Origin of the sequence: Nostoc sp. LPT (assembly GCF_017115165.1) — a bacterium.
GTDB lineage: Bacteria > Cyanobacteriota > Cyanobacteriia > Cyanobacteriales > Nostocaceae > Nostoc.
On sequence record NZ_JABXKF010000146.1, the window covers coordinates 17,545 to 39,077 of the forward strand.

Genomic DNA, 21,533 nt, shown 5'->3' on the forward strand with positions numbered 1-21,533 from the left:
GTACAGTAAATTGTTTTTAATTGGGCCCCTGTAATCCTCCTTGATTTGAAGCTTGATTTGAAGGTTTGCGTAAACGTTCGCGTAAGTAAAAAGGGATTGGATCGGGGCGATCGCAGATAAATCCTAGATGATATCCTAAATAATCTTTAGCTTTATTTTCATCAAGAGGAGCATCTCTTCTTAATTGATAGATTTTTTGAGATATTTCACCTAAATTATTAAAACATTGAATCGCTAAAATTTCTTTAAATTTATCTTTAATATTACAATCATGTTCGTTAATATCATATTTTATTTTAGAAGAGCGGCTCCATAAAGAAATAGGAACTCCACTTAATTGGAAACAATCAAAATAAGCTATTTTTTCTTCATCATTTACAGGCAATCTATCTATTAAATTAATTGAGAAAAAATCATCATCCTCCCAATTTTTAGATAATTCGTCCCAGTTTTGATTAATTGCTTCTAAATAATCACATTTTTCTTCTAAATATTTTTTATTTGTATCTTTAACTAAATATTCTCTAATGTTATTGCATCTTGTTTCAAGCCTGCGGAATAAGATTTCATCTTCATATCTATCTAAACAACGTATAATAAGTTGGTATTGAAAGCCTATTCTAAATTTCTCTTCTCTTCTACTCCCAATACGTTTAATTTTATATAAATCAAAATCTTCTCCTAAAAAACTAAATGGAACAAATAATTCGATAATCAAATTGTCTTTACCAGAAAGCTGATTTATCGCTACAGAAATTAAGTCTCGTATGCAAGGTTCAATTTCCTCTGAAGATATGGCATTAACTCCTTCTTGTTTAGATGTAATTGGAATTGATTGATCGTATGGCTCTCCTTCCTGGTAATTAGCAATCAACTCAGCTTTTAAACTAAAACTATTAGACAATCCTGTATTTTCCAGAATACTAATTAATAAATGTGGATTTAAACTTGTATGTGATGGCCTATTTATTACAGTCTTTTCTAGCAAAATTGATAAATCTATATTTTTTTCCTTAGTTGTTTTATCTAACCAATTTTTAAGATCAAGTTTTTGGTTAATGGATATTTCTTCTTTTGTTAAACGTATTGCAAAATCCCAAATAGTGAAAATACCGTTGTCCTTACGAATGGGATATTTTTCTAAAAAAAGTTCCTTGATGTCTAGTAAACCCTCAAGTCGTAAAATTGTAGGTTGAATATCTTGAACACTTTGTTTTAATATATCTATACACACATTTTTTAGTATGTTAAAATCAATTGTTAATAAAATTAACTCAAATTCGTACCATTGTTGATAGCTAATAATCCTCTGTTGTCGAGAAATACCTCGAGCTAAGTTATTAACATCTTCTAAAGCTTCATTGACAATTAATCGAGGAATTTCATAATCGGGTATAGGCTCAGATGCTCTTTTATCATCAGGAGCAGGATCGTATTCTGCACGACTTCCTGTATTGCTATTATTGTTAATAAACCGACGAATTGAATTACATCCTAATTCAAATGCTGTTTCAATTGTTGTTCCTAAAAATAAAGCTTCATAAAATGCTTCGGCAAAAGATATTGCATGAGTGTCTTTAATTTCATTATTCATGCCAATGGCATATCTAATATGCTCCTTGATTTCTAGAGCTTGAAACTCTCCGTAACAAGCATTAAAAATTACGCAACAAATGTTTTGATTCTCTTTTTGACAAGTTCCAAGTAACTCTGCCAATGTTTTTGTATGGATAATCTCTTTTTTTTCATTGCTATCAACAAGAACTAATCCCTGTTCTCCCATTCCATGACAAGAGAAATGGATGATTGAAGGCTTATAACTTAATAAGGTTTGACGTAAATCTTCATAAGTTGTGGACAGAAGAACCTTGCTATCGAATTGATTATTTTGATTATTATCCAATTTATTATTTATCCGTCTAAATTCTTGATTGAGACGGAGTGTATGATTTTCTTGAGAATCGGCAGATACTAGGAGAACTTTAAGCATTGATTTGGATAAATACAAGCGTAGTAATGAAATCCCAATATAGGCTACTTTGGAAAAAATAGCCCCTTATATTAACTATCGTTTAACCGTCAGTAAAATCGATTGAGTCAACCATTCCGCATTAGGATCGGGGTCGTAGGAAGCTCTGGTTAGCGTTGGTGGTTTATCCACATCTGCTCCGACTTGAGAGAGCAGTTGATTGAGTGGGCTAATCTGCGGTTTTTCTCCCCTTGTTGCCCCTTTTTCTTCAGCTATTTGTTGAAGTTCCTCATTTAAATTGCCTCCTCGTTTGCCTAATTCCTCATCAAGAGGTGGCAAAATCAACCATTGAAAGTTAGCAATGCCACGAGTGACAAACAATTTTAAGGTTTCTTCTGATTGTTGATAATATTCTCCATTAGGTAGATCAAACCGCAGGCGTGTCAAGGTTTCTTCGCCAGATTGTAAAGAATAGAAAGCTCCTCGATCCCCTTGAATGGGAATTTGCGAAATTTCCCATGTAGCTTCAAAATCTAGAACAGCAATATTAAGAGGCCCAGAGGAAACATTCTTCAGCCTGACATACAAGCGATCGCCCGATTTTAAGGAGATATTATTTGGATCGGGCAAAGGTTTTTTTGTATCTCCATCAAGTAATTCATACTCGATCGCTTTTTTTAATTCAGAAGCAGGATTATTCAGAATTTGTGCAGTCTGATATTTGGCTAAATGCACTAAACGTTTAACCACCTGAGCAGGAGACTCAGCATCATCGATACTTAAAGCAGGAGTCAAGTTTTTGATAGGAGTCAAGCGAGAAATTTCATACACTCCTTCTCTCCCAACAGCAACTTGATAATGTGCCTCTTCCTCATTACCTCGAACCTCTGTTACCCAACCATTACCCTGCATCGCCTGACGTACTTTTTCTAAAGCTGCTGCTTGCTTGTCAGCTAATTCCTGTGGTAACTGTTCTTCCTTGTCTCCGACTTCTTTGATAAACAAACGAACCCGATGCTTGAGATCGACTGGTGCTGATTCCATCACCGCAGCTAATCCCGGTTCAATTTTCTCAATAACAGCTGAAACGCCACTTTCTTCAGCACACAGGATTTTAGCAGTAGAAGTAGATGCTTGTAACTCTGTAATCTCAACCACAGCAAGACGTTTTTGCTTATCACTAAAGTCACTCCCTACAGGATAAAGCGCGAATCGCGTTCCTCGGCTTATCCCCTGCGCCAATCCCCCATCGAACGTTAGATATTCAGGTGTAACATTGATTACTCCCAGGCTATACTGTACTGGCTTGATTTCACTGCCAAATACCAAGCGATCGCCCTCCCCTAACAGCATAGGTAATTGATTGGGGAATTGGCTTTGGATCTGTCCTTTCAGGCGATCGTACAAAGCTTGGTAGGTTAAACCTGTAGGTATGGCGTTCAGGGTATCTATCATCCAGTAAGTTAACGCCCCATTGCGATCTTTGCCATCAAACGCTGATTCATAGGCATACTCAGACGGACGACAAGCACCTAAGAACACATATTCTCTCTGGTTTGGCAACCAACCCTCTTGTAGACTGTTTTGAGTTACGGTTCGCCAATTGTTCACCAACTCATCTCGGTCAGCTACAGCACTATCTTTAGGTCTGTCTTTTGTATCTGCCTCCCCATTTCGCGAACCCCGAATCTGAGCATCGCCTCGCGTTGCTCCCCCCGAATGACAACTATCAAAGATAACCGTCACAATCAACCCTTTATCTGTCATCCGTTTCAGTAAGGTAGCCATTTCTACATCCCGTAGATAGTAGCCATCATTACCCACGTCCATCGGCACTAAGCCTTCATCATTCTGTCCTTTTCCCTTCAAGTCTGGAAAAATCGTTTTAACCCGTCCTCCATGTCCTGAATAGTGGATGTAGACTAAATCCCCGGTGTTTGCCGTTTCAGTAATACTGTTAAAAGCATTAACAATATTTTGATACGTAGGTGGCATTTTCTTGCCTGCTGCCCTCACATCCGCCAGAGAATTGGTATTTGATAAACGAGAAGTCAGTTTAGTTATTCGTTCTGAAGGGATTTGCAATTTTTTTAAATAATCTGCTACCTTGTCAATATCTCTAACAGCCCCTTGTAAACTTTCGTAGTGAGGATTGGGTTCGTAATAATCGATGCCGATTAGTAAAGCATAAAAATTAGACATAATTGTTTACTCTCCTAAATCTGCAACTTCAAATAAATTGTGGACGGGGTTCGGTGCATCTTCGCTGGTATTATCAGTTTGCACTTTAACCCGATACAGTCCAACTTCTAAGTCATCTGTTGCCAAGATCCAGTTTCCGTTTTCGGCTGTGAAGTTACGAATGGTTGCAGGACGCTCGTGGGAAACGCAGGTAATCTCAGCCGTTAGAGAATTAAAGGAAGCATTTCCTGTAACTTTTGCTCGCATTGTAATGGGTTCTTTGATCGAATAAAGATCCTCAAGGGATAAACCAATGCCTTTTAGTCCACTCCTTTTACCCCTGGCGACAATTTGTAAAGCGCCTCGAACATCTTCTGAAGAAGGCGTTTGAGCCGTTTGAATGCCTTTGATTAAATTCAGTAGAATGTTTGGCTGATTTTGTATAGCCCCATGACTCTCGGCAATATAATCAACAATGGAAAGTATTTCGCGATCGTTCATTTGTACCGGGGTAGCTGAAACTTGAGGAACAGTTCCATCCCCGTCGCCAAGATGGAGACGATCCTGTAAAAAAGTGGGCAGATCTGTACCGAGACTAATTACCCCATTCTTCAATTCAGCCGATTGCATAGTCGGTTGATTAACGCCAACAATGGGACAAGTAACAAAAGACCTAAGGTACGTAGAATTTTTATAGTTAGCATCGGCAGCATTATCAATTTCTTCATGAAAATTGAAAGCATCTGTTGCTTTGATGCGATCTATGTTGGGAAGGTCAACAGGAGATCCATCCTTACCAGCAATGCGATAAAAATCATTACCAATTTTTAGAGCTTTATATCTGGGAAGTAACTGATAAATAGAAGTTAGTGAAGGAATTACTTCTTTGAGCTGCATTACTTCTACTAGATTAATACCACCTATCTTGAATCCATTAGCGAGAATGTTAACTGCATTAATTGAACCACGATAGGGAGTTCCAAAGGTAAATAACGCCTTACAATCCTGCCATCCTCCCAATACCTCTAGGTAATAACGAGAGATTAAACCTCCCATACTGTGTGCTACGAGAATTACTTTGGCATCATTATTGCCACTATACTCGCGCCAACGTTTCAATCTTTTATCTAATAATTTTTTCAAGATATTTGCATTAGCACGATTATCTCGTCGCCAATCGTAGGGAAAATGATAAAAATTAGCTGCCTTATCCTCTGGATCGTCGTAGATATTTCCTTGATGTACCTCGTCGAAGTTATTGGTAATTTGTGCAGAAATTCTGTTATAACCATCAACAATCTTCCCAAATCCTCCAAATACAGGAAACATGTAACTATCTTTAATTAAACTAGTTGCTTTAATTCCATCTCCTATATCTCCACCATGAGGATCGTCTCCCTTCAATTTCAAGTCTTTTACTCTCTTACCGAAAGTTTTAATTACTTGCACCAGTGCTTGACCAGAAAAATTCCACAGGTCTATACCATCTTTTTGCAAAACACTACCCATGATTCCTGGCAGAACCACGACCATATCTCCTATAGGAATTTTATTTGCCATAATATAGCTACATAAAATTGATTACATAATTTTTACCGAAATGTTTGAGATATCACTAACTAATGTAACAAAAATTTGCTATAATAATCGGTTATTTTGATGGCAGAACTACCAGTGGTACTGTAGAAGGAATTAATAATAAACTCAAGTTAATTAAAAGACTTGGGTATGGCTTTCGTAACTTTAGCAATTTTCGATTACGCAGTTTATTAAACTGGCACTTTTCTATTAATTCTCCATAAAAGTAACCGAAGAACCAGACTTCTTCTCGTTGTTGAGCAGTTAAGTAACTTTTCTTTCCCTTGTAGTTCAGGCGCAGTCCCGAAATTCCGCCTTCCTCGTAGGCTTGCTTCCAGCTTGTTATCGAACCCGGTGACACATCTAAAATTGTTTGAATTTCCTCATACTTGTAGCCTTGATAAACCAGTTTGACTGGCAACGCTTTCCTCACCTCACGCGCATCTGGGCGATAATCTATAAATTCTTGTAGTTCTGCGTTAGCGTTCGCGAAGCGTCTCGTAGAGAAGCTCACCGTTCGCGTAGCGTCTCGTAGAGAAGGTATTGCGGCTTGTAGATGCTGGTTTATCATTGTTTGCTATTAGACAGATACATCCCTCCGTATTATCTCGTGGTTTTTTTCAGAAATCAAATATGATTCCTATATTGTGGGTTGCATAGTTGAATTGGGGATTGGTGAATAAGCGAGTAGTTGATGAGCGATCGCTACCTATAGATGTAAAGCGATCGCTCTTGTCTGTGCGAGAATTACGCCGTTACCAACTCCCGACTTTCTGCAACTGGCGCATACTCCCGTAACAGTTCCCAATCAAGGGCTGTCAGCATCTCAAACGTCGGAACGTACTGGTTTATTCAGTGGTCGTACCGCAATCCCCAATCTGACTTTGAAAAAGGGGACTTGCAGCCGTAGGGTATACGGTCAAGATGCTTGCTGAGAGTAAATTCATTGGAATCCCTGTGAAGCAAGAATCCTCGTACATCTAGGTCGAGGAGTGTCAAACAATGCAAGAATTATTGAAAATCCTACATGCAGTTATTAATCGTTAATCTGCATCATCTAGACGATCGCAGTCATATCTACCTTTAATTTCTTGATTGAAAAAGCTGCCAATTGAGTCAGAGGAATGTAAATCTTCCCAAGTATCCTCGTCTACGCCTAAGTACTGATAAACCGCTCCACTTTGAAATTCAACTTGCAAAATCTGTTCGTTGTGATCGTAGCCTACAGCCATAGCCATTGATGAGACAACTGGTAGCATGACAATTGGTTCTTCTTCACAGGGTAATGCAGTTGTTTCGGCAATCGCCTCGTTCAGTTCTTGCAATCCTTCATAAGCTTGTATCGGGGCCGGAATTTCCAAAAACTCTAATTCGTTGCCTCGGTCGAGCAACAACTGCAAATATCCATCAGAGTGAGCGATCGCTACTAAACTGCTCAAGTCTACCTTAGATAGCTTCATTTATTTTGTACTCTCCTATTGGCGTAGTCGGGAGTGTTAAAGTCTTATGCAACATTTAAATGCTTTTATAGTACATTTATACTATAAAAACGCTTTGCCGTCAAGTTTTTTCTCCGAAGCGAGAATTTTAGGTGTGTAGAGACGCTTTAGCAAAGCAGCACGAAGTGTTTTTCTCTGACATCCTGGAAAATACTCACAATTCAGCTTGAGTGAATGGCAGTGTTTGAGTCACCTGTCGTAGCAATCTTTTTTCTTAGAAAAACTCAAGAGGCGAATTGAAAAATTGCATAAATGTTCAACTCGCCTCAGTTCAGTAGTTGAAAATTTCAACCAATCTTTTCTGTGTTTAGGCTTAACAAGTCTCTATTCCTCTTTGTGTCATTCAATTAGCTCACCCTTTTGGGTGAGTCATAGATCAACCGATCAGACGACCTGACTGAAGGAAGTTGAGATTAATAATAAAGAGGACTCTATTACTAAAGAACACTGATTGCATTTTACCTAAATAGAACTTATGAAACTTGCTACCTTGATAAATTCTGCACTGATTTTTGCTTCTATTACTCTTGTACCTGGAATTGCTGGCGCTCAAACAGCTACTACCAACAACAGTGAAACAATAGCTGTTAACTCTAACATTTTATCCACTAACTCGACTTCTGCAAATTACCTCCAGCCTTTAAATCTAGTTACTTTTGCTTATCAAGGAGGTCTGCAACAACATGGTATTCCTAGCGGAGAAGCGCTAATACTTAAGACTCAGAATAGAAATATTATTGCGAAAGATTTGGTTAAAGCTGCTGTGAATGCAGATAAATTACCATCACAAGTTTTAAACGATCAAAATTATTTAAGTGCTGTGAATTTAGAACTCAATGTATTGCCAGATTATGCTGCTGCTGATTAATTTGGTTTGTCTTATATCTTTTGAGAAAGCTAAGTTTTTCAGCACGGTATATTCGTGTGATTGTTAGCAAAGAGAAAAAAAGCCTTTTATACATCGGGATGCTGCGTATATAATAAAGTTTGATATTGAAGAAGAATTTCTCGATTTTGACATAAGTTGCACTTATCCTGTGCTAAAGCCACAGAAAATTGTATAATCAACAGCTTATCGATCAAAAATTTCTATAGAGAATGACAGAAGTAATAAGATCCGGAGAACTAAATAATATTGAGTCCATTGAGTTTGAAGAGCGGTGCTTAGAAAAAGCCAGAGAAACAGGCGATCGCAATCGGGAAGTCATTTCTTTGGGAAGTTTGGGCAATGCTTACCAGTCACTCGGCGAGTACCACCTAGCAATTGAGTTTTATCAACAGTGGTTGGATATAGCTAGAGAAATAGGCGATCGCTTAGAAGAAGCCAAATCTTTATCTGGATTGGGTAACGCTTACCAATCACTAGGCAAATACCAGCGAGCGATTGAATTTTATCACCAGTGGTTGAGTATTACCAGGAAAATAGGCGATCGCACTGGGGAAGGTATTTGCTTGGGAAGTTTGGGCAATACTTATGAATACCTGGGTAAGTACGAGCAAGCGATAGAGTTTTATCAGCAGTGGTTGAGTATAACCAAGAAAACAGGCGATTGGACTAGTGAAGGTATTTGCCTGGGAAGTTTGGGCAATACTTATGAATCATTGGGATCTTACCAACTAGCAATTGAATTTTACCAACAATGGTTAGGGCTGGCAAAATTCATCAGCGATCGCAATGGTCAAAGTATGGCCTTAAGTGGATTGGGCGGTGCTTATAAGGCTTTAGGAAAGTACCAAAGGGCGTTTGAGTTTTATCAGGGTTCATTAGAGATCAGAAGGGATCTTGATGACCGAAATGAGGAAGCAAACGCCTGGTTTAATTTGGGTTTAGTGTTAGAAAAAATCAATCGAGAATCAGAAGCAATGGATGCCTTTTGCAATGCTCGTGAAATTTATCATGCAATGGGACTCGATGCCAGCCTGCAAGATTGTAACCATGCCATTGAGTTTCTTTCTCAAAATGTTGCAACTTTCGCATCTGCCTTCTGGTTTAGGAAATGGTTAAGTCATTTGTCGCAGTCGATCAAAACTGGTTCTAAATGAAGAGTGCTGAGTTGCGAGTTAAAAGACCCTTTTAATTCACTCAGGATTCACCACCATATTTATTGAATACTGCAACTGAGGTATTGCGATCGAAGGAAAGCACAGAAAACGGGTCTTTTCGATTCCCCATCTCCATCCCAGGAGTGCCTACAGGCATTTGAGGAACAGATAAACCAACAACATTTGGCTTTTCTTGAAGCAGACGTTTGATGTCGTCTGCTGGGACGTGTCCTTCGATGACATATCCATTAACAATTGCTGTGTGGCAAGATGACAAGTTATCCGGCACGTTGTACTTTTGTTTGACTGTTTCGATGTCAGGCGTAGAAAAATCTGTGATTTTAAAACCCTGTGCCTTTAAGTGAGCAATCCACCCGCCACAACAGTTACAATCGGGACTGCGATACACAGTGGCATTTAGCACTGTTGATTTTGATGGTGTTTGTTGTTCCTGGATGTGCCTAGTGGTACTTATCAGTTGAGCATTACTTGCAATAGAAGTGGGAAAAACAGCTTGAGCATGACTCATAGGAGCAGTGCTTCCCAAGATGCTCAACACCCCTAATGTTAGAACCACTATTTGCACAGTGGCAGGCATAAAGATGGGAAGTAACCATTTTTGCCAGCAATAAATCAATTGTTTGTGCAACATCTGATACTTCCTAAATACAACATTGCTTCCAAAACACTCTACGCTTACTTTGCGTCCCTCAGCGTTTAAAAACACTACGATTTTACATACAAAGAGATATGAATAAAATTAAATATGCGTTATCCAGAATCTTTGTAGAGACCTAGCAGTGCTATATCTCTACATTCATTTTCACTCATATCTCTAAAAATGTACTTTTTTCATGAAAACAAATGGAGCGATGTCTACGACGGGCTATTCGGCGTCGCTTTTCTTGAGGCGATCATCTCATGATTCATATTTTGATTCAGGAATGCCTGCCATTTAGATTTGTTTCCCCATCTCCTTCCCTACAAGTTTGCTGTTTTGTGAATAGTCTGTATAGCCTTGGATATTTTCTGGTTCAAATGGACGCAGTACGCGGGTAGCTTCGCGGGTTAAATCCTCGTTCCCAGTAACCACAATCAGATATTTGCCAGCATTCAGACGGTTACGATAGGGTAAAGCATTGCCACTGCCAACTGTTGAGCCGACTCCTCGACCGATTAAAGCAGCGCCCAAGGCACCGGCTATAGCTCCTAAGATCCCAGCAAGAAATTCATTGCCAAATCGAGCAACCTGAGGAAATATTTCAATTTCTGTGAGATAGTTGAAGGCATAGCCTGCAAAAAATCCAAAGGGTACAAGCCACCAAAAGAGCCGAGTTGATTGTTTGCGGGCTTGCTTGTCGGGATTAATCAGTCCAAATTCATCAGCACTTAGATAACCATCGCCTAAAATATTCACTTGTGAAGTTGGCAAGCCTGCTTTTTCTAGAGCAGAGTTGGCGGCTTCTGCTTGTATTCGATCTGGTAAAACTGCAACAAGATAATTCATAAAACCTGGCGGAAAATATTTAAGATGAACTAAAGAATATGTAGACACCTTACTGGCGTCTACATACAAATCTGAGAGGGATTAAAATTTATATTTATAGTAATTGCTTCTTTGACAACTGCTATATGGCCGTAGTGGTGAGGTAAAATTAAGCGATCGCATTATTTGATCACTTGGCACTTCTAGTAGATTGAGCTGTAAGGGCGCGAGCGTGTTGCAAATGCTCTTCCAGAGTCGGCAAAGTTTTAGTTGCCCAAGCTTTCAAGTCCTGATCCTGTCCTTGGTCTGCCTCCCGCTGGAATAAGGATACAGTTTTAACATGATCCTTAACCATCTGGTTCATGTATGCTTGGTCAAAGGTCGTGCCAGAAAGCTTTGAGAGATTAGCCTTCACTTTCCTATTCTCACGCCCGATGCTTTTAGGAAGAGTGATACCCTTCTGGGCAGCTAATTCTTTAAGTTCATTGTTTGCCTGAGTATGATCTTGAACCATACCCTGTCCAAACTGTTTCACCTCATTCTTTAGGGCCCGTTGCGAAGCCAACTGCCCAAGCTGTACTTCTGCCATACCGCCCCTAGCAGCTTGGGTAACAAATTGCCTATCTGTAGAACTGACAGCATTCTGAGTTGCTCTAGTTGGAGTTTGATTTGACTGAGCAGTGGTTATATTTTGTCCAGATGCAGCGGTAAATGCGCCAATGGCTACAAGCGCAGCCATAATTATTTTTTGTTTGATCATAACTAAATTTTATCCTTACTTAAGTTTTTTTGTGCAACAATAAAACTGCTCAATGCCATCCGAGCTATTCTGGCTTTTTGTGCCAATGCCCATCATTGCCTTTTTCGTAATCGCGTTTCACCGCGCTCCAAGCAACACGAAAGGCACGCTCTTCTTCACCATATTCTTCTTGAGCATTGTTAAATGCAGCCCGAAAAATTTCTTGGGCGTGCTTGGGTAAGTGTTCTTTGACTGAATCTGGTAAGTCTGCAATCTGTTTGTAAGGCATAAATTTAGTTTCCTTGATTAATGTCAGTAAAGCAACTATTGTGTTAATAGAAATTCCAAATTTATACTTAAAAATTTATACTTAAATCAGTTGTCACACCCGATCTGAGAGGATTGTCAAAGCAGTCTTCTCACGGTTATGTTCGCCTTTAGCGAGTGATTAGGCAAACTTGGTTGCTTGTTCAAAAAAACTGTGATCGGGATTACGTTGTAATAGTGGCAACAGTTCTTGCAAGGTGCGGCGACTATTTTTTTGGTTGAAAGCCAGGGGCGATCGCTAAAGTTTGCCGCAGTACTTCCAGAGCATCAATACCACTGACAAGTGTAGCGATCGGTAAACTCATGGCATAGCAGATAGCTTCTTTAGTGCTAATTTTTTCCAACAATTACACGTCTGAAAATAATTCGTAATTGAATTGTTAACTATAAATTACAAATTACGACTTCTTAATTAATTAAAGGCGTGATGGAATCGAAAGATTAATTGTTTGTGGCTTGAAACTCGATACACTATCCCAATAATCAACTTGGTTAATATTCACCTTTAGCAAAGCAATATCGGGTTCGTCTAATCCTTTAGGAAACCAAGTTTGAAGCTCCGGCTTCCATAACTCTCGCATCTTGTTGCGGTCTTTCACAAGTTGTGCAGTACCTGATATAGAAACATATCGCTGCTGTTCGGGTGACGAGAAACTAATATTGACTTGCTCATGGTGTTCAATTTCAGTGACCTTATGGGAACCAGCATAAGTAAAGAACCAGAGTATGCTATCAGAGCTAATCTCACCACTTTTTGACATAGGGTAACTATGCAAACTGCCATCGTCATCGACTGTGGTGAACATACCATAATCAATATATTTGATTAGTTCACGCAGTTTTTGAATCTGTTGCTCACGGTCTGTAGAGGTTGCCATTGTTTGTACTTTTTTCTCTATTTTTTGTCTGGGCTGTAATTTTTGATTACAACCACGATTTAATACTGATAAAGTTATTTTTTCAGTATTAACGTTTTTTGTTTAAATTGCGTGAGCCTACAGATGGAATTATCCTAAAATTAGCTTTTTTAGTTATATCTTTAGAGATATTGATTGAGAGTGACTATTCTGTGCACACACAACTTTTAGGCATAGTCAAGTTAATTTTGTGCTTATTTCTTTAGACATAAATTTTATAAATTTTGCACTAAATTCAAACTGTCTCTATAACTTTAGGGTGATAAAGTCATAATTTGGCAGACATACTACAGGGCCGTTGATTATTTGGAACGAAAATTGATTATCAAACCTGATGACGCGGGAAACTCAGAAAATACCATAGACTACCTACGTGCTAACTCACTCTGCCGCTCTTGGACTGGGAATGCCTATTTTGGGGTTGCCGCCTCCCTGACTGACGGCAGTAGCGCAATCAGGAACATTTCTAGCCAGAGTCTAGAAACGAGTTTTTAAAGAGGTTTTAGCTTAAATTTTGTAGTTTTATTTATTTTCGCCGACTTATTTACTGAGAAAGTATTCAAGCATTTTAAGAAAGTAAAATGTCATTTTACTTGCGGAAAACACCAAAATGAATAAGTCAAATGGCATTTTGAGAAAGCATTTAAGTATTTTAATAAAGTAATTAGGCTTTTTAATAAAGTAATCAGCAAATATACTTGACGATTGAAAAATTACGGCTGCACATAGCTTGCCTCCTGTTCGCCTTTGGCGTTCCGTAAAGAAGGGTACAAAGCCGACGCTCAGATATTCTGCAACTGTGAAATTTTATTATATGACACAGCAATAGCGATCGCTCTGGTATTGCAGGATTATTCGTGAAGCAACTGCGATCGCCATCAGGGGCCTCTCCAGTTTTTTCCAATCCATTACAAACTCAAAATCCTACCATCGAAGCGACACCTACACCGCGATCGCTGGCTAATCTTTCTCCTGGTTGGGTAATTAAAACCAATAATGACATCTCCTTGGGAAACAACCAATCACTCCCCAGTGGGACTTTTTTAGAAGTTATTGAGAAAAAATCAGATCCAAATCCTGCTTCTGGCATTTTTTGGTGTCTATGCGAGTCTGTGCCAATAATAAAAATACACAAACTCCAGCTAATACTAATAACCCAGCTGTAACTACCTCAGTTCCACCAAATTCAAAACCTTTGCCAGCAACAGTATTGCTAAACTCCTCCCAAGTCAACCGTTTTGGCGTTGTTTTACAATCAGACGCACCAAATCCATGTAGAACTGTCACGCAACCGCCAGTTACCGAACCATCTGACACCAGTCCAACTTAATCAAATACTGGATACAACTACGGGTTTGAGTACTGTATAATTTCAATAATTTTATTAATAACCTCTGTTAATTTTTCAAGTTTTATTTGACCTGCTTGATATAAAACAATTTGTTTATCGGCAGTAAAAATTCGATTTGGTCTAATATTACTTGGCTGATTTGATCGACCGTAGCTAAAATCACTATTATCTAGTTGAATGGCATAGATATCGCCAACAGCTTGGCTAGTAATTTGGCAAAGAATCAGATCATCTGCCTGAAGAGTAGCAATAACTAAAGCAGGTCTGCGTTTTGTATCAGTTAAGTCTGAAAATGGAAATGGAACAATAACAACATCTCCTTTTACAAATCCTGCCATGCTGTATCTTCCTCTGGTCTTAACCAATCTTTTTGCAGTGAAGATTCACTCATAATGGTAATTTCTAAGGTTTTTTATTTTTGGTACTTGGCTTGTAAGAACTGAACAAAATCTAAAATTTCTTGTAACAGAGGTTCAGGTAATTTTTCTAGCTCTTGTGTAATCTGTTCTTTAAGCATAATTATTTTGTTTTGTGCTTTGGCAATATCTAAAATAATATTTATCATATCGGTTTTTAAATAAAAATATAAAATCAAAGAAATTCTGCTTCTTAAAGCTAATACACTTATCCTGCATAAGGCAGAAGCAGCAAAGCTTTAATAGTGAAAGTTTATTAAGACATTGGAACAGCGATCGCAGATGATCGCAACTCCTGATTGCCTTAAAATTAGGGTGATAGAGTATTCCTACTTTAAAATGATGTTAAATTTATACCTTCTGAATGAGCCTCTTCAACCCATAGCAGGAGTATCACTTTCCATTAAGCACCTATTATGAAGAACTAAGAAATCAAATTGCAGTATATTTGCCTTTCAAATTATGGACTGGAAGTACAGGTGGAAAAATGGTTATCGACCAAGCCGAGATGAAGCAGCAAAAAATCCTCATTTGTTAGATGAGAGTCAGTTCGAGAACGAACAAGACCGAAAAATTGCTGAAGAAACTACAAGGAAGCATTTGGGCGTACCGGCAGCAACTTTAGACGAAGATCAATCTATACTACCTCATGCAGCTTCGCCTAATGGCAAGGTTTAATACTAAAACATAGGCATTTTTTGCCTATGTCTACTCCATACCATTATCAAGTTTAACAAAATGCAGATTTATCAACTTTTCAGTCGATTAAACAATAAAAAATTTACTAAGTTACTGACTCAGACAGTAGCTGTAGGTCTAGGCGCTATTGTTCTATTATCAACTACTAATGCTAATGCTGCCGAGCAAGTTGTTTTAAAGTATGGTACTTTTCAGGGGCAAATATCTGTTGAAGAATTAAGTCAGTTTACAGAAACTGGCAAAACTACTCCAACATTAAGAGCTTATTTACAGGCGGCGCAACAAGACCCCGCAGTAGCTCGTAAGGCACTGAAAGCTCCAATAAAAGCTGATGCTGCCTTTTTAAATAGCTTACTAGCTAGTTGGGCAGGGCCAATTTTAGTTAATCAAATTGGTGAGGTAGTTCACCCTCCCGCAGGACAACTAGATCAGCAGGCACTGCGAAGTGCTTTAAGTGCATCTATTAAACAAAATGGTGAAGTTACGCTGCTTGGAGCTATTCAGAATTATCCAAATACTTCTGTTGAACTTGAAGGAGATCGTCTCATTTCTGTTTATGAACGCTTAAGCAATCTTGCAGAACTCTTATAAGGGTTACTTAGAGACAATGCAGTTGTTATCAGATGATTGATTTAGTATCTCAATAGTCGTAAATTTTAGTTACGATCGCAATCAAGTTAATACTGATGAGTCTATCTTAGGGTTCATACCTTGTTACTTAGAAATTCCCTAACCTAAATGTAGAGTTTAGTCTAAGAATAGGAAAAGGATTTTTATGACAAGCGATGTTTCTACAGATACTAACAAGAATGTGAATGGGTCACTGATAAGTGGTGTTCTCTTGAGTGTTTTGGGGATTATTGCGATCGCAGCGCCTAATTTCGCCACCATATTTGCCGAAACTTGGATTGCCGCGATTTTGATTTTCGCCGGATTTACAAAACTAGTTTATGCCACTCAAACCCGCGAGAGAGGAGGTTTTATTTGGAAACTTCTCTTGAGTGGACTTTATATTGCAACCGGCATCATGCTGTTTGTTTACCCTTATACGGGTGTTCTTACATTGACTCTGTTACTTGGCACATTTTTGTTGACTGAAGGCACATTCGAGTTAATTCTGGCATTCAAGTTGCGTCCACAAGAAAACTGGACGTGGCCATTAGCTAATGGCATTATTACCCTCGTGTTAGGTGCAATGATTTGGTTCCAGTGGCCCTTCAATGCGCCTTGGCTGATTGGGACATTAGTTGGTGTCAGCATTATTTTCACCGGCATTTCACGTGTGATGCTGGCGTTGAGTGGGCGTTCTACTTTAACTGGGGAACTACCTTAAGTAGGGAATAGGGAATAGGGAAAGGTTTTCTAAATGCCTAATTCCCAATCCCCAGTACCCAAAAAAGTTTGCAAGACATTGCAGCAGCGATGCCTAAGGCTGGCTATGCCTACGCTAATAAAATTGCTAAATTAACTAAGGAAATCAAAATCAAGGCCAGCTAGCTGCTTTTCATCAATGGTATCTATTGCTACTCCATTTTCGGATATTCAAAACCATTGGGCACACTCATTTATTACAGCTTTAGCCCAACGCAGTATTGTCAATGGGTTGCCTAATGGCACTTATCGCCCCGATAATTCACTTACCCGTGCTGAATTTGCCGCCATCATCGCCAACGCATTTGGGACAGTTTCCAAGAAGCGGCAGTATGTTCCCTTTGTTGATGTACCGACAAATTATTGGGCAGCAGCCGCCATTAAAACAGCTTACGAAAAAGCATTTATTAGCGGGTTTCCTGATAAAACTTTCCGTTCCGCTAACCGAATTACTAGAGTCGAAGTCTTGGTTTCCTTGGTAGGAGGCTTAGAAATTGCCACTAAGGTAAAACCTGACCTTCTTTCAAAACTCTCACAAATTTATCAAGATTCTGTTCAAATTCCTGAGTATGGTAAAAATCATGTAGCTATTGCCACCAGCGCTGGCTTGGTGGTTAGTTTCCCAAATATCAAATTACTCAATCCTAATCTCGCAGCTACCCGTGCAGATGTAGCAGTGATTATTTATCAAGCTTTGGTGTATTTAGGTCAGACAGAAAAAATTGCCTCTACTTACTTAGTGCAGCCGCCAATATTAACGCCTACGCCGATACCAACACCAATTCCAACTCCAACTCCAACGCCAACTCCAACACCAATTCCAATACCAACGCCAACACCCACACCTATCGGCAGCGTTAGGGTAAATCATAGCCGGGAGTTCCGGGGAGCATGGGTAGTATCTGTGTGGAATGGTGATTGGCCTTCCAAACCGGGACTTTCTGTTGCTCAACAAAAAGCTGAACTTACGGAGATTATTACTAAATTACAAGCGCTAAACTTCAATGCTCTGATTTTCCAGGTGCGACCAGAGGGAGACGCTTTGTATGAATCTAGATTAGAGCCTTGGAGTGCTTGGATTACAGGAACTCAAGGGAAAGCACCAGAACCATTTTACGATCCTTTAGCATTTGCGATCGCAGAATGTCACAAGCATAATCTTGAACTCCATGCTTGGTTTAACCCCTACCGCGCTAGCACCTCCACCGACCCAGCTAAAACAGTCCGTCCCCACATAGCAGCTACCAATCCAGAAAGCGTTTATTTGTGGAAAACACAACGCTGGATGGACCCAGGACTAAAAATAGTTCAGGATAGGGCGTATAACGTAATTCTCGATGTAGTGAAGCGCTACGATGTTGATGGCATTCACTTAGATGATTATTTTTATCCATATCCCATTGAGGGTCAACCTTTCCCCGATGATAAAACCTACGCTGCATATAAAGCAGCTGGTGGTACACTCAGCCTTGGCGACTGGCGACGGGACAATGTTAACAAAATGGTACAGCGCCTTTGGCAGGGAATTAAAACAACCAAACCCGACGTTAAATTTGGTATCAGTCCTTTTGGGATTTATCGCCCCGGACAACCTGCGGGTATTACTGGGTTGGATGCTTACAACGTGCTGTATGCTGACTCAAAGAAATGGTTAGAAGAAGGCTGGATTGATTATATCGCTCCTCAACTTTACTGGCGCACAGACCAACCACAACAAAGTTATTCGGCGTTGCTAAAGTGGTGGACACAAGTAAACACAAAGCAAAGACACGTTTACGCTGGTAATAATCTGACAGAACCAAGCAACAAGAGTCGGGAGAGTGATGAGATTGAAAAGCAGGTGAAAATTAGTCGTAGCCAAGCTGGACAGTTGTCACTGGGGAATATTTTCTTTAATCTCAGTGTTTTGACAGAAAATAGTCAGGGCATTGCTGATAAATTTCAAAGTCTGCTTTATAACAAACCTGCGCTACCGCCAACTTTGCCTTGGCAGGATACAACACCACCATCTCCACCCATTGGACTACAAGTGAATAACCGCAAACTGAGTTGGCAGCCTGGAGATAATCAGCCAGTTCGTTCCTGGACACTTTATCGCCTGAGTGGCGATACTTGGACAATTCAACGAATTTTGTCTGCTGGCACAACTTTCGCTACTGTCCAACAAGCGGGAAGCTATGCCGTTTGTGCAGTGGATAGATTAGCCAACGAGAGTGTGGGAACAGTTATTACAGTTAGTTGAACAAAAGTGCTGCCCAGATTCCCGATAACTTTTATAGATACAACTGACAAATAGGGGTCTGACTCTTCAAGATAAAACCAGTCTGACAATAATAGTGTAACTGCGGCATAAAAACCATCATCACCCGCTCAAACACTTATGCTGGAAATTTTTTGAATAATTAACTCTTATAAGCAAAAAGCAATTTTTAACCTTTTCATAACTTAAGATTAACCAAAATTTATTCGGTATCAGCTCTAGAATTTTTGAAGTAAACATTGTACAAAAAAGCTAGGACCTACAGGATGTAAATTACATGAGTCGAAAAGCCAGTAAAGTGTTTATACAGTCTGGGGTGATTCCTTACAGAGTGAACAATGGTAAAGTTGAAATCTTGCTAATTACAACCCGTGACTTTCAACACTGGGTGATTCCGAAAGGAGATATTCCTAATGGCATGAGTCCGGCTGATTCAGCAGCCAAAGAGGCGTGGGAAGAAGCAGGGATAATTGGGCAAGTAGATGCAAATGAACTGGGAACTTACAAGTACCGCAAACAAGGCAAAATTTACTGTGTCAAGATGTATTTATTATCAGTCGATATGCTGAGTGAAGATTATCCAGAAGCAACTAAAAGAAAACGGCAGTGGGTAGAAGTGAATAAAGCTATTAGGCGGGTTAAGTTTAATTCACTCAAACGAATCCTTAAAGGTTTTTTCCAGGTCAAATCTCAATTTTGTGCATTACGATATTAAGTAATTGCCACAATAAATTAAACTATATTATACAATGTAAAATTAATTAAAGGTTTGTAGTCAATGACTCCAAACCTTTGTTTATTCACACCTACTTACTTAAATCCATAGTAAAGCTACCCAAGTTTTTATACCGACAATTCCATCAGTTTGCAATTTTTTAGATGTTTGGAAACTAACAATTGCATTCTTAACTGACTCAGAAAAACGCCCATCAATGGCATCAGTATATAATCCAATATCTTTTAATTGCTGTTGTAATTGTTTTACTCTCAGCCCAGAATCTCCTAGCTGCAATCCATTAAATCTATTCAAATCGGCTCGACCACTAACACCAGTTACACCAGATATATCACCTTCATATTGATGGATTAAATATTGTCCCTGCCAAGCACCAGGAATAGTTGGGTTTCTAGTTCCGTAGTGGGCAATCCATAACGGATAATTAGCAAAATCAGATGGATTACCAAGTTCTGTCCAGAAACTGGGGAAAGTATAAATAATTGGTTTGATTGGTTTATTTGTTTGTTGTAAAAGGGCTTTTTCTACCTCTGCCAACCACTGTTTGGCTGCATGAATTACAGCTTGACTATTTACTTTGTCAGTTACCTCTACATCTATGACTGGTGGTAAGTCTCCTGGTTCTAATTTGCCCAAAGTTTTTAAGAATTCCTTTGCTTGCTGAACCGGGTCAGATGTATGGGGGTGAAAAAAATGATAAGCACCCCGAATAATACCAACAGCTTTCATGGTTTGCCAGTGATGAGCAAAAGCAGAATCTTTGATGCTAACTCCTTCTGTGGCTTTGACAAACGCAAAAGTTTTACCAGAGTTTTTTACTGCCGTCCAATCTACTCTGCCATCTTGATCGGCAACATCAATTCCTTCCATAAAATTTTTAACCTTTTTGATTAGTACAATCCTGAACTTATCAGAGGCTTTGATTAAATTTATGCTTTTTCTAGGTCTTGAAGTAAATTACAGAAATTTACTAGGGTTGAGTGCTAACGGCTCGTACTGGAGTCACTCTAACTTTGCCTGTACAAGGCTTGATTTGTTCTGTAAGGGTAAAGTGCTGGTAAGCATTAGGAGGTGTGATTTGAATTTGACTAGACATTGGGCAGTTTTTCTCTGGGGAACTAATGTGGTTGTATGCTATCTGAAATGAGGCTTGTTTTCCAGGAGCTAGAGTTACTTGTTGTCGAGGTTGCTTACTCGAAAAGTAAGTGTCCTGAGAGCGAATAACTTTAATCCCCTGCAAAGGTTGATCTTTTGCATCCAGTAGTGCTAATCCTGGATAACCGTAGAGGTTGCAAGGGGATGAGGCATTATTGGTGAAGGCGTAGGTAAGTGCAACATTCCCAACGCCAGCATCTTCTGAGACTCGGCGCACTGACAATTGACTAGTTTCACAGCGCGTCGGATTTGTGGCAGTAGTAGCTTCAGGGGTAGAATGCTCTATAGGTTTTGCAGTCGGTGTAGCTGTTGAGTTCAACACAGCTTCTTTCGTCGGCTGCTCAGTGCTTGCTGGCAAGGCTTGCGGCTGTTTTGTAACAGAGGAAGAACCGACACAGCCAGTTGTCATCGCAGTTAGGAGCAACAACATACTGCTTTCCACAATTAGAATTCGCATATCTTCTTTTTTTGTAGTGAACTACTTAGACTGATGCTTTACATACAGTGTAAGTTTCCAAATTTACAATCGAAGCTAATTTGAAGGGAGCCAGTATCCGAAGTGAAGGTACTGCATAATCCAATACGGTTGGCTGTAGCTTACCAAGGGGAGCCAGTGCGTTGGGCGGGCAATGCCCGACTTGAAGCATCTGGCGTGGGACTACAGGGGGGTTAAAACGATCTCAAATTCTCACGAATGATTTAGGACTGCTATATAAGCAACAGATACCTCGAAGTCATGTTGAAGTACTTGAAAGTCGTGTTGAGGTACTTAAAAGTCGTGTTGAGGTACTTAAAAGTCGTGTTGA

At 39.4% G+C, this 21,533-nt stretch carries 24 protein-coding genes and 2 pseudogenes; 10 read left to right on the forward strand and 16 right to left on the reverse strand.

Going from position 1 to position 21,533, the window contains the following annotated elements; translation table 11 throughout:
• Positions 1 to 16 precede the first annotated feature (16 nt).
• From HWQ58_RS28555 to HWQ58_RS28565, 3 genes are all read right to left on the reverse strand, one after another.
• Complete coding sequence (locus HWQ58_RS28555; RefSeq protein ID WP_292870595.1) at positions 17 to 1,990, reverse strand: hypothetical protein; 1,974 nt, start codon at positions 1,988 to 1,990, stop codon at positions 17 to 19.
• A 75-nt stretch (positions 1,991 to 2,065) separates the two neighbouring features.
• Positions 2,066 to 4,171: a caspase family protein gene (locus HWQ58_RS28560; protein WP_292870597.1), complete on the reverse strand. Its 2,106-nt coding sequence runs from the start codon at positions 4,169 to 4,171 to the stop codon at positions 2,066 to 2,068.
• Between the two features lie 6 nt (positions 4,172 to 4,177).
• The gene (locus tag HWQ58_RS28565) at positions 4,178 to 5,710 is read right to left on the reverse strand and encodes a lecithin--cholesterol acyltransferase (RefSeq protein WP_292870600.1); all 1,533 of its coding nucleotides are present in this window, start codon (positions 5,708 to 5,710) and stop codon (positions 4,178 to 4,180) included.
• Between the two features lie 83 nt (positions 5,711 to 5,793).
• Between HWQ58_RS28565 and HWQ58_RS28570 the strand changes: the two are divergent.
• Positions 5,794 to 5,952, forward strand: a pseudogene (locus HWQ58_RS28570) (transposase); the annotation flags it as partial.
• A gap of 17 nt (positions 5,953 to 5,969) precedes the next feature.
• Here HWQ58_RS28570 and HWQ58_RS28575 read toward each other — a convergent pair.
• Positions 5,970 to 6,215: pseudogene (locus tag HWQ58_RS28575) on the reverse strand (helix-turn-helix domain-containing protein); the annotation flags it as partial.
• A 188-nt stretch (positions 6,216 to 6,403) separates the two neighbouring features.
• Here HWQ58_RS28575 and HWQ58_RS28580 point away from each other — a divergent pair.
• The gene (locus HWQ58_RS28580; protein WP_292870603.1) at positions 6,404 to 6,526 is read left to right on the forward strand and encodes a hypothetical protein; all 123 of its coding nucleotides are present in this window, start codon (positions 6,404 to 6,406) and stop codon (positions 6,524 to 6,526) included.
• Positions 6,527 to 6,771: 245 nt separating this feature from the next.
• Here HWQ58_RS28580 and HWQ58_RS28585 read toward each other — a convergent pair whose 3' ends face one another.
• Positions 6,772 to 7,188, reverse strand: coding sequence for a KTSC domain-containing protein (locus HWQ58_RS28585; protein WP_292870606.1), 417 nt, complete (start codon positions 7,186 to 7,188; stop codon positions 6,772 to 6,774).
• Positions 7,189 to 7,702: 514 nt separating this feature from the next.
• Here HWQ58_RS28585 and HWQ58_RS28590 point away from each other — a divergent pair.
• Both HWQ58_RS28590 and HWQ58_RS28595 read left to right on the forward strand, forming a co-directional pair.
• Positions 7,703 to 8,095 carry a hypothetical protein gene (locus HWQ58_RS28590; protein WP_292870608.1) on the forward strand — a complete coding sequence of 131 codons (393 nt, stop codon included), beginning with the start codon at positions 7,703 to 7,705 and terminating at the stop codon, positions 8,093 to 8,095.
• Between the two features lie 230 nt (positions 8,096 to 8,325).
• Entirely contained in the window at positions 8,326 to 9,270 is a 945-nt protein-coding gene (locus tag HWQ58_RS28595; RefSeq protein ID WP_292870611.1) for a tetratricopeptide repeat protein, read from the forward strand.
• 40 nt (positions 9,271 to 9,310) lie between these two features.
• Here HWQ58_RS28595 and HWQ58_RS28600 read toward each other — a convergent pair whose 3' ends face one another.
• The 7 genes from HWQ58_RS28600 to HWQ58_RS28630 form a co-directional block, all read right to left on the reverse strand.
• Entirely contained in the window at positions 9,311 to 9,922 is a 612-nt protein-coding gene (locus HWQ58_RS28600; protein ID WP_292870614.1) for a DUF411 domain-containing protein, read from the reverse strand.
• 303 nt (positions 9,923 to 10,225) lie between these two features.
• The gene (locus HWQ58_RS28605; RefSeq protein ID WP_292870617.1) at positions 10,226 to 10,777 is read right to left on the reverse strand and encodes a hypothetical protein; all 552 of its coding nucleotides are present in this window, start codon (positions 10,775 to 10,777) and stop codon (positions 10,226 to 10,228) included.
• Between the two features lie 169 nt (positions 10,778 to 10,946).
• On the reverse strand, positions 10,947 to 11,495 hold the full coding sequence (locus HWQ58_RS28610; protein ID WP_292870620.1) for a DUF4142 domain-containing protein: 549 nt from the start codon (positions 11,493 to 11,495) through the stop codon (positions 10,947 to 10,949).
• 85 nt (positions 11,496 to 11,580) lie between these two features.
• On the reverse strand, positions 11,581 to 11,784 hold the full coding sequence (locus HWQ58_RS28615) for a ChaB family protein (protein ID WP_292870622.1): 204 nt from the start codon (positions 11,782 to 11,784) through the stop codon (positions 11,581 to 11,583).
• 244 nt (positions 11,785 to 12,028) lie between these two features.
• Positions 12,029 to 12,166, reverse strand: a complete 138-nt coding sequence (locus HWQ58_RS28620) for a hypothetical protein (protein ID WP_292870624.1) — start codon at positions 12,164 to 12,166, stop codon at positions 12,029 to 12,031.
• Positions 12,167 to 12,238: 72 nt separating this feature from the next.
• Positions 12,239 to 12,700: a pyridoxamine 5'-phosphate oxidase family protein gene (locus HWQ58_RS28625; RefSeq protein ID WP_292870627.1), complete on the reverse strand. Its 462-nt coding sequence runs from the start codon at positions 12,698 to 12,700 to the stop codon at positions 12,239 to 12,241.
• A gap of 955 nt (positions 12,701 to 13,655) precedes the next feature.
• Positions 13,656 to 13,829, reverse strand: coding sequence for a hypothetical protein (locus HWQ58_RS28630; RefSeq protein WP_292870630.1), 174 nt, complete (start codon positions 13,827 to 13,829; stop codon positions 13,656 to 13,658).
• A gap of 12 nt (positions 13,830 to 13,841) precedes the next feature.
• Here HWQ58_RS28630 and HWQ58_RS28635 point away from each other — a divergent pair, with 12 nt between their 5' ends.
• Entirely contained in the window at positions 13,842 to 14,069 is a 228-nt protein-coding gene (locus HWQ58_RS28635) for a hypothetical protein (RefSeq protein ID WP_292870633.1), read from the forward strand.
• 17 nt (positions 14,070 to 14,086) lie between these two features.
• Here HWQ58_RS28635 and HWQ58_RS28640 read toward each other — a convergent pair whose 3' ends face one another.
• Complete coding sequence (locus HWQ58_RS28640; protein WP_292870636.1) at positions 14,087 to 14,428, reverse strand: type II toxin-antitoxin system PemK/MazF family toxin; 342 nt, start codon at positions 14,426 to 14,428, stop codon at positions 14,087 to 14,089.
• Positions 14,429 to 14,502: 74 nt separating this feature from the next.
• Positions 14,503 to 14,655 (reverse strand): DUF2281 domain-containing protein, encoded by a 153-nt coding sequence (locus HWQ58_RS28645; protein ID WP_292870639.1) that lies wholly within the window; start codon positions 14,653 to 14,655, stop codon positions 14,503 to 14,505.
• A 313-nt stretch (positions 14,656 to 14,968) separates the two neighbouring features.
• Here HWQ58_RS28645 and HWQ58_RS28650 point away from each other — a divergent pair, with 313 nt between their 5' ends.
• The 5 genes from HWQ58_RS28650 to HWQ58_RS28670 all read left to right on the forward strand — a co-directional run bounded on the left by HWQ58_RS28650 (position 14,969) and on the right by HWQ58_RS28670 (position 19,551).
• Positions 14,969 to 15,184 carry a bromodomain-containing protein gene (locus tag HWQ58_RS28650; RefSeq protein WP_292870642.1) on the forward strand — a complete coding sequence of 72 codons (216 nt, stop codon included), beginning with the start codon at positions 14,969 to 14,971 and terminating at the stop codon, positions 15,182 to 15,184.
• 60 nt (positions 15,185 to 15,244) lie between these two features.
• Complete coding sequence (locus tag HWQ58_RS28655) at positions 15,245 to 15,796, forward strand: alpha/beta hydrolase (RefSeq protein WP_292870645.1); 552 nt, start codon at positions 15,245 to 15,247, stop codon at positions 15,794 to 15,796.
• Between the two features lie 184 nt (positions 15,797 to 15,980).
• Positions 15,981 to 16,538: a DUF308 domain-containing protein gene (locus tag HWQ58_RS28660; RefSeq protein ID WP_292870648.1), complete on the forward strand. Its 558-nt coding sequence runs from the start codon at positions 15,981 to 15,983 to the stop codon at positions 16,536 to 16,538.
• Positions 16,539 to 16,715: 177 nt separating this feature from the next.
• Positions 16,716 to 18,818, forward strand: coding sequence for a family 10 glycosylhydrolase (locus HWQ58_RS28665; RefSeq protein ID WP_292870651.1), 2,103 nt, complete (start codon positions 16,716 to 16,718; stop codon positions 18,816 to 18,818).
• A gap of 295 nt (positions 18,819 to 19,113) precedes the next feature.
• A complete protein-coding gene (locus HWQ58_RS28670) occupies positions 19,114 to 19,551 on the forward strand; it encodes an NUDIX hydrolase (protein ID WP_292870654.1) in 438 nt (145 codons plus the stop codon).
• A gap of 99 nt (positions 19,552 to 19,650) precedes the next feature.
• Here the strand turns inward: HWQ58_RS28670 and HWQ58_RS28675 are convergent, their stop codons facing one another.
• The gene (locus HWQ58_RS28675) at positions 19,651 to 20,442 is read right to left on the reverse strand and encodes a GH25 family lysozyme (protein WP_292870657.1); all 792 of its coding nucleotides are present in this window, start codon (positions 20,440 to 20,442) and stop codon (positions 19,651 to 19,653) included.
• Positions 20,443 to 20,542: 100 nt separating this feature from the next.
• Entirely contained in the window at positions 20,543 to 21,184 is a 642-nt protein-coding gene (locus HWQ58_RS28680) for a DUF4232 domain-containing protein (RefSeq protein WP_292870660.1), read from the reverse strand.
• Positions 21,185 to 21,533 lie beyond the last annotated feature (349 nt).

What these genes read in the sequence shown, in the direction of transcription:
- HWQ58_RS28595 (WP_292870611.1), top strand. Translation starts at nt 8,326, where the DNA reads ATGACAGAAGTAATAAGATCCGGAGAACTAAATAATATTGAGTCCATT.
- HWQ58_RS28640 (WP_292870636.1), bottom strand. Translation starts at nt 14,428, where the DNA reads ATGGCAGGATTTGTAAAAGGAGATGTTGTTATTGTTCCATTTCCATTT.
- HWQ58_RS28615 (WP_292870622.1), bottom strand. Translation starts at nt 11,784, where the DNA reads ATGCCTTACAAACAGATTGCAGACTTACCAGATTCAGTCAAAGAACAC.
- HWQ58_RS28605 (WP_292870617.1), bottom strand. Translation starts at nt 10,777, where the DNA reads ATGAATTATCTTGTTGCAGTTTTACCAGATCGAATACAAGCAGAAGCC.
- HWQ58_RS28565 (WP_292870600.1), bottom strand. Translation starts at nt 5,710, where the DNA reads ATGGCAAATAAAATTCCTATAGGAGATATGGTCGTGGTTCTGCCAGGA.
- HWQ58_RS28635 (WP_292870633.1), top strand. Translation starts at nt 13,842, where the DNA reads ATGCGAGTCTGTGCCAATAATAAAAATACACAAACTCCAGCTAATACT.
- HWQ58_RS28630 (WP_292870630.1), bottom strand. Translation starts at nt 13,829, where the DNA reads ATGCCAGAAGCAGGATTTGGATCTGATTTTTTCTCAATAACTTCTAAA.
- HWQ58_RS28670 (WP_292870654.1), top strand. Translation starts at nt 19,114, where the DNA reads ATGAGTCGAAAAGCCAGTAAAGTGTTTATACAGTCTGGGGTGATTCCT.
- HWQ58_RS28610 (WP_292870620.1), bottom strand. Translation starts at nt 11,495, where the DNA reads ATGGCTGCGCTTGTAGCCATTGGCGCATTTACCGCTGCATCTGGACAA.
- HWQ58_RS28600 (WP_292870614.1), bottom strand. Translation starts at nt 9,922, where the DNA reads ATGTTGCACAAACAATTGATTTATTGCTGGCAAAAATGGTTACTTCCC.
- HWQ58_RS28650 (WP_292870642.1), top strand. Translation starts at nt 14,969, where the DNA reads ATGGACTGGAAGTACAGGTGGAAAAATGGTTATCGACCAAGCCGAGAT.
- HWQ58_RS28590 (WP_292870608.1), top strand. Translation starts at nt 7,703, where the DNA reads ATGAAACTTGCTACCTTGATAAATTCTGCACTGATTTTTGCTTCTATT.
- HWQ58_RS28675 (WP_292870657.1), bottom strand. Translation starts at nt 20,442, where the DNA reads ATGGAAGGAATTGATGTTGCCGATCAAGATGGCAGAGTAGATTGGACG.
- HWQ58_RS28560 (WP_292870597.1), bottom strand. Translation starts at nt 4,171, where the DNA reads ATGTCTAATTTTTATGCTTTACTAATCGGCATCGATTATTACGAACCC.
- HWQ58_RS28625 (WP_292870627.1), bottom strand. Translation starts at nt 12,700, where the DNA reads ATGGCAACCTCTACAGACCGTGAGCAACAGATTCAAAAACTGCGTGAA.
- HWQ58_RS28680 (WP_292870660.1), bottom strand. Translation starts at nt 21,184, where the DNA reads ATGCGAATTCTAATTGTGGAAAGCAGTATGTTGTTGCTCCTAACTGCG.
- HWQ58_RS28585 (WP_292870606.1), bottom strand. Translation starts at nt 7,188, where the DNA reads ATGAAGCTATCTAAGGTAGACTTGAGCAGTTTAGTAGCGATCGCTCAC.
- HWQ58_RS28555 (WP_292870595.1), bottom strand. Translation starts at nt 1,990, where the DNA reads ATGCTTAAAGTTCTCCTAGTATCTGCCGATTCTCAAGAAAATCATACA.
- HWQ58_RS28645 (WP_292870639.1), bottom strand. Translation starts at nt 14,655, where the DNA reads ATGATAAATATTATTTTAGATATTGCCAAAGCACAAAACAAAATAATT.
- HWQ58_RS28655 (WP_292870645.1), top strand. Translation starts at nt 15,245, where the DNA reads ATGCAGATTTATCAACTTTTCAGTCGATTAAACAATAAAAAATTTACT.
- HWQ58_RS28665 (WP_292870651.1), top strand. Translation starts at nt 16,716, where the DNA reads ATGGTATCTATTGCTACTCCATTTTCGGATATTCAAAACCATTGGGCA.
- HWQ58_RS28660 (WP_292870648.1), top strand. Translation starts at nt 15,981, where the DNA reads ATGACAAGCGATGTTTCTACAGATACTAACAAGAATGTGAATGGGTCA.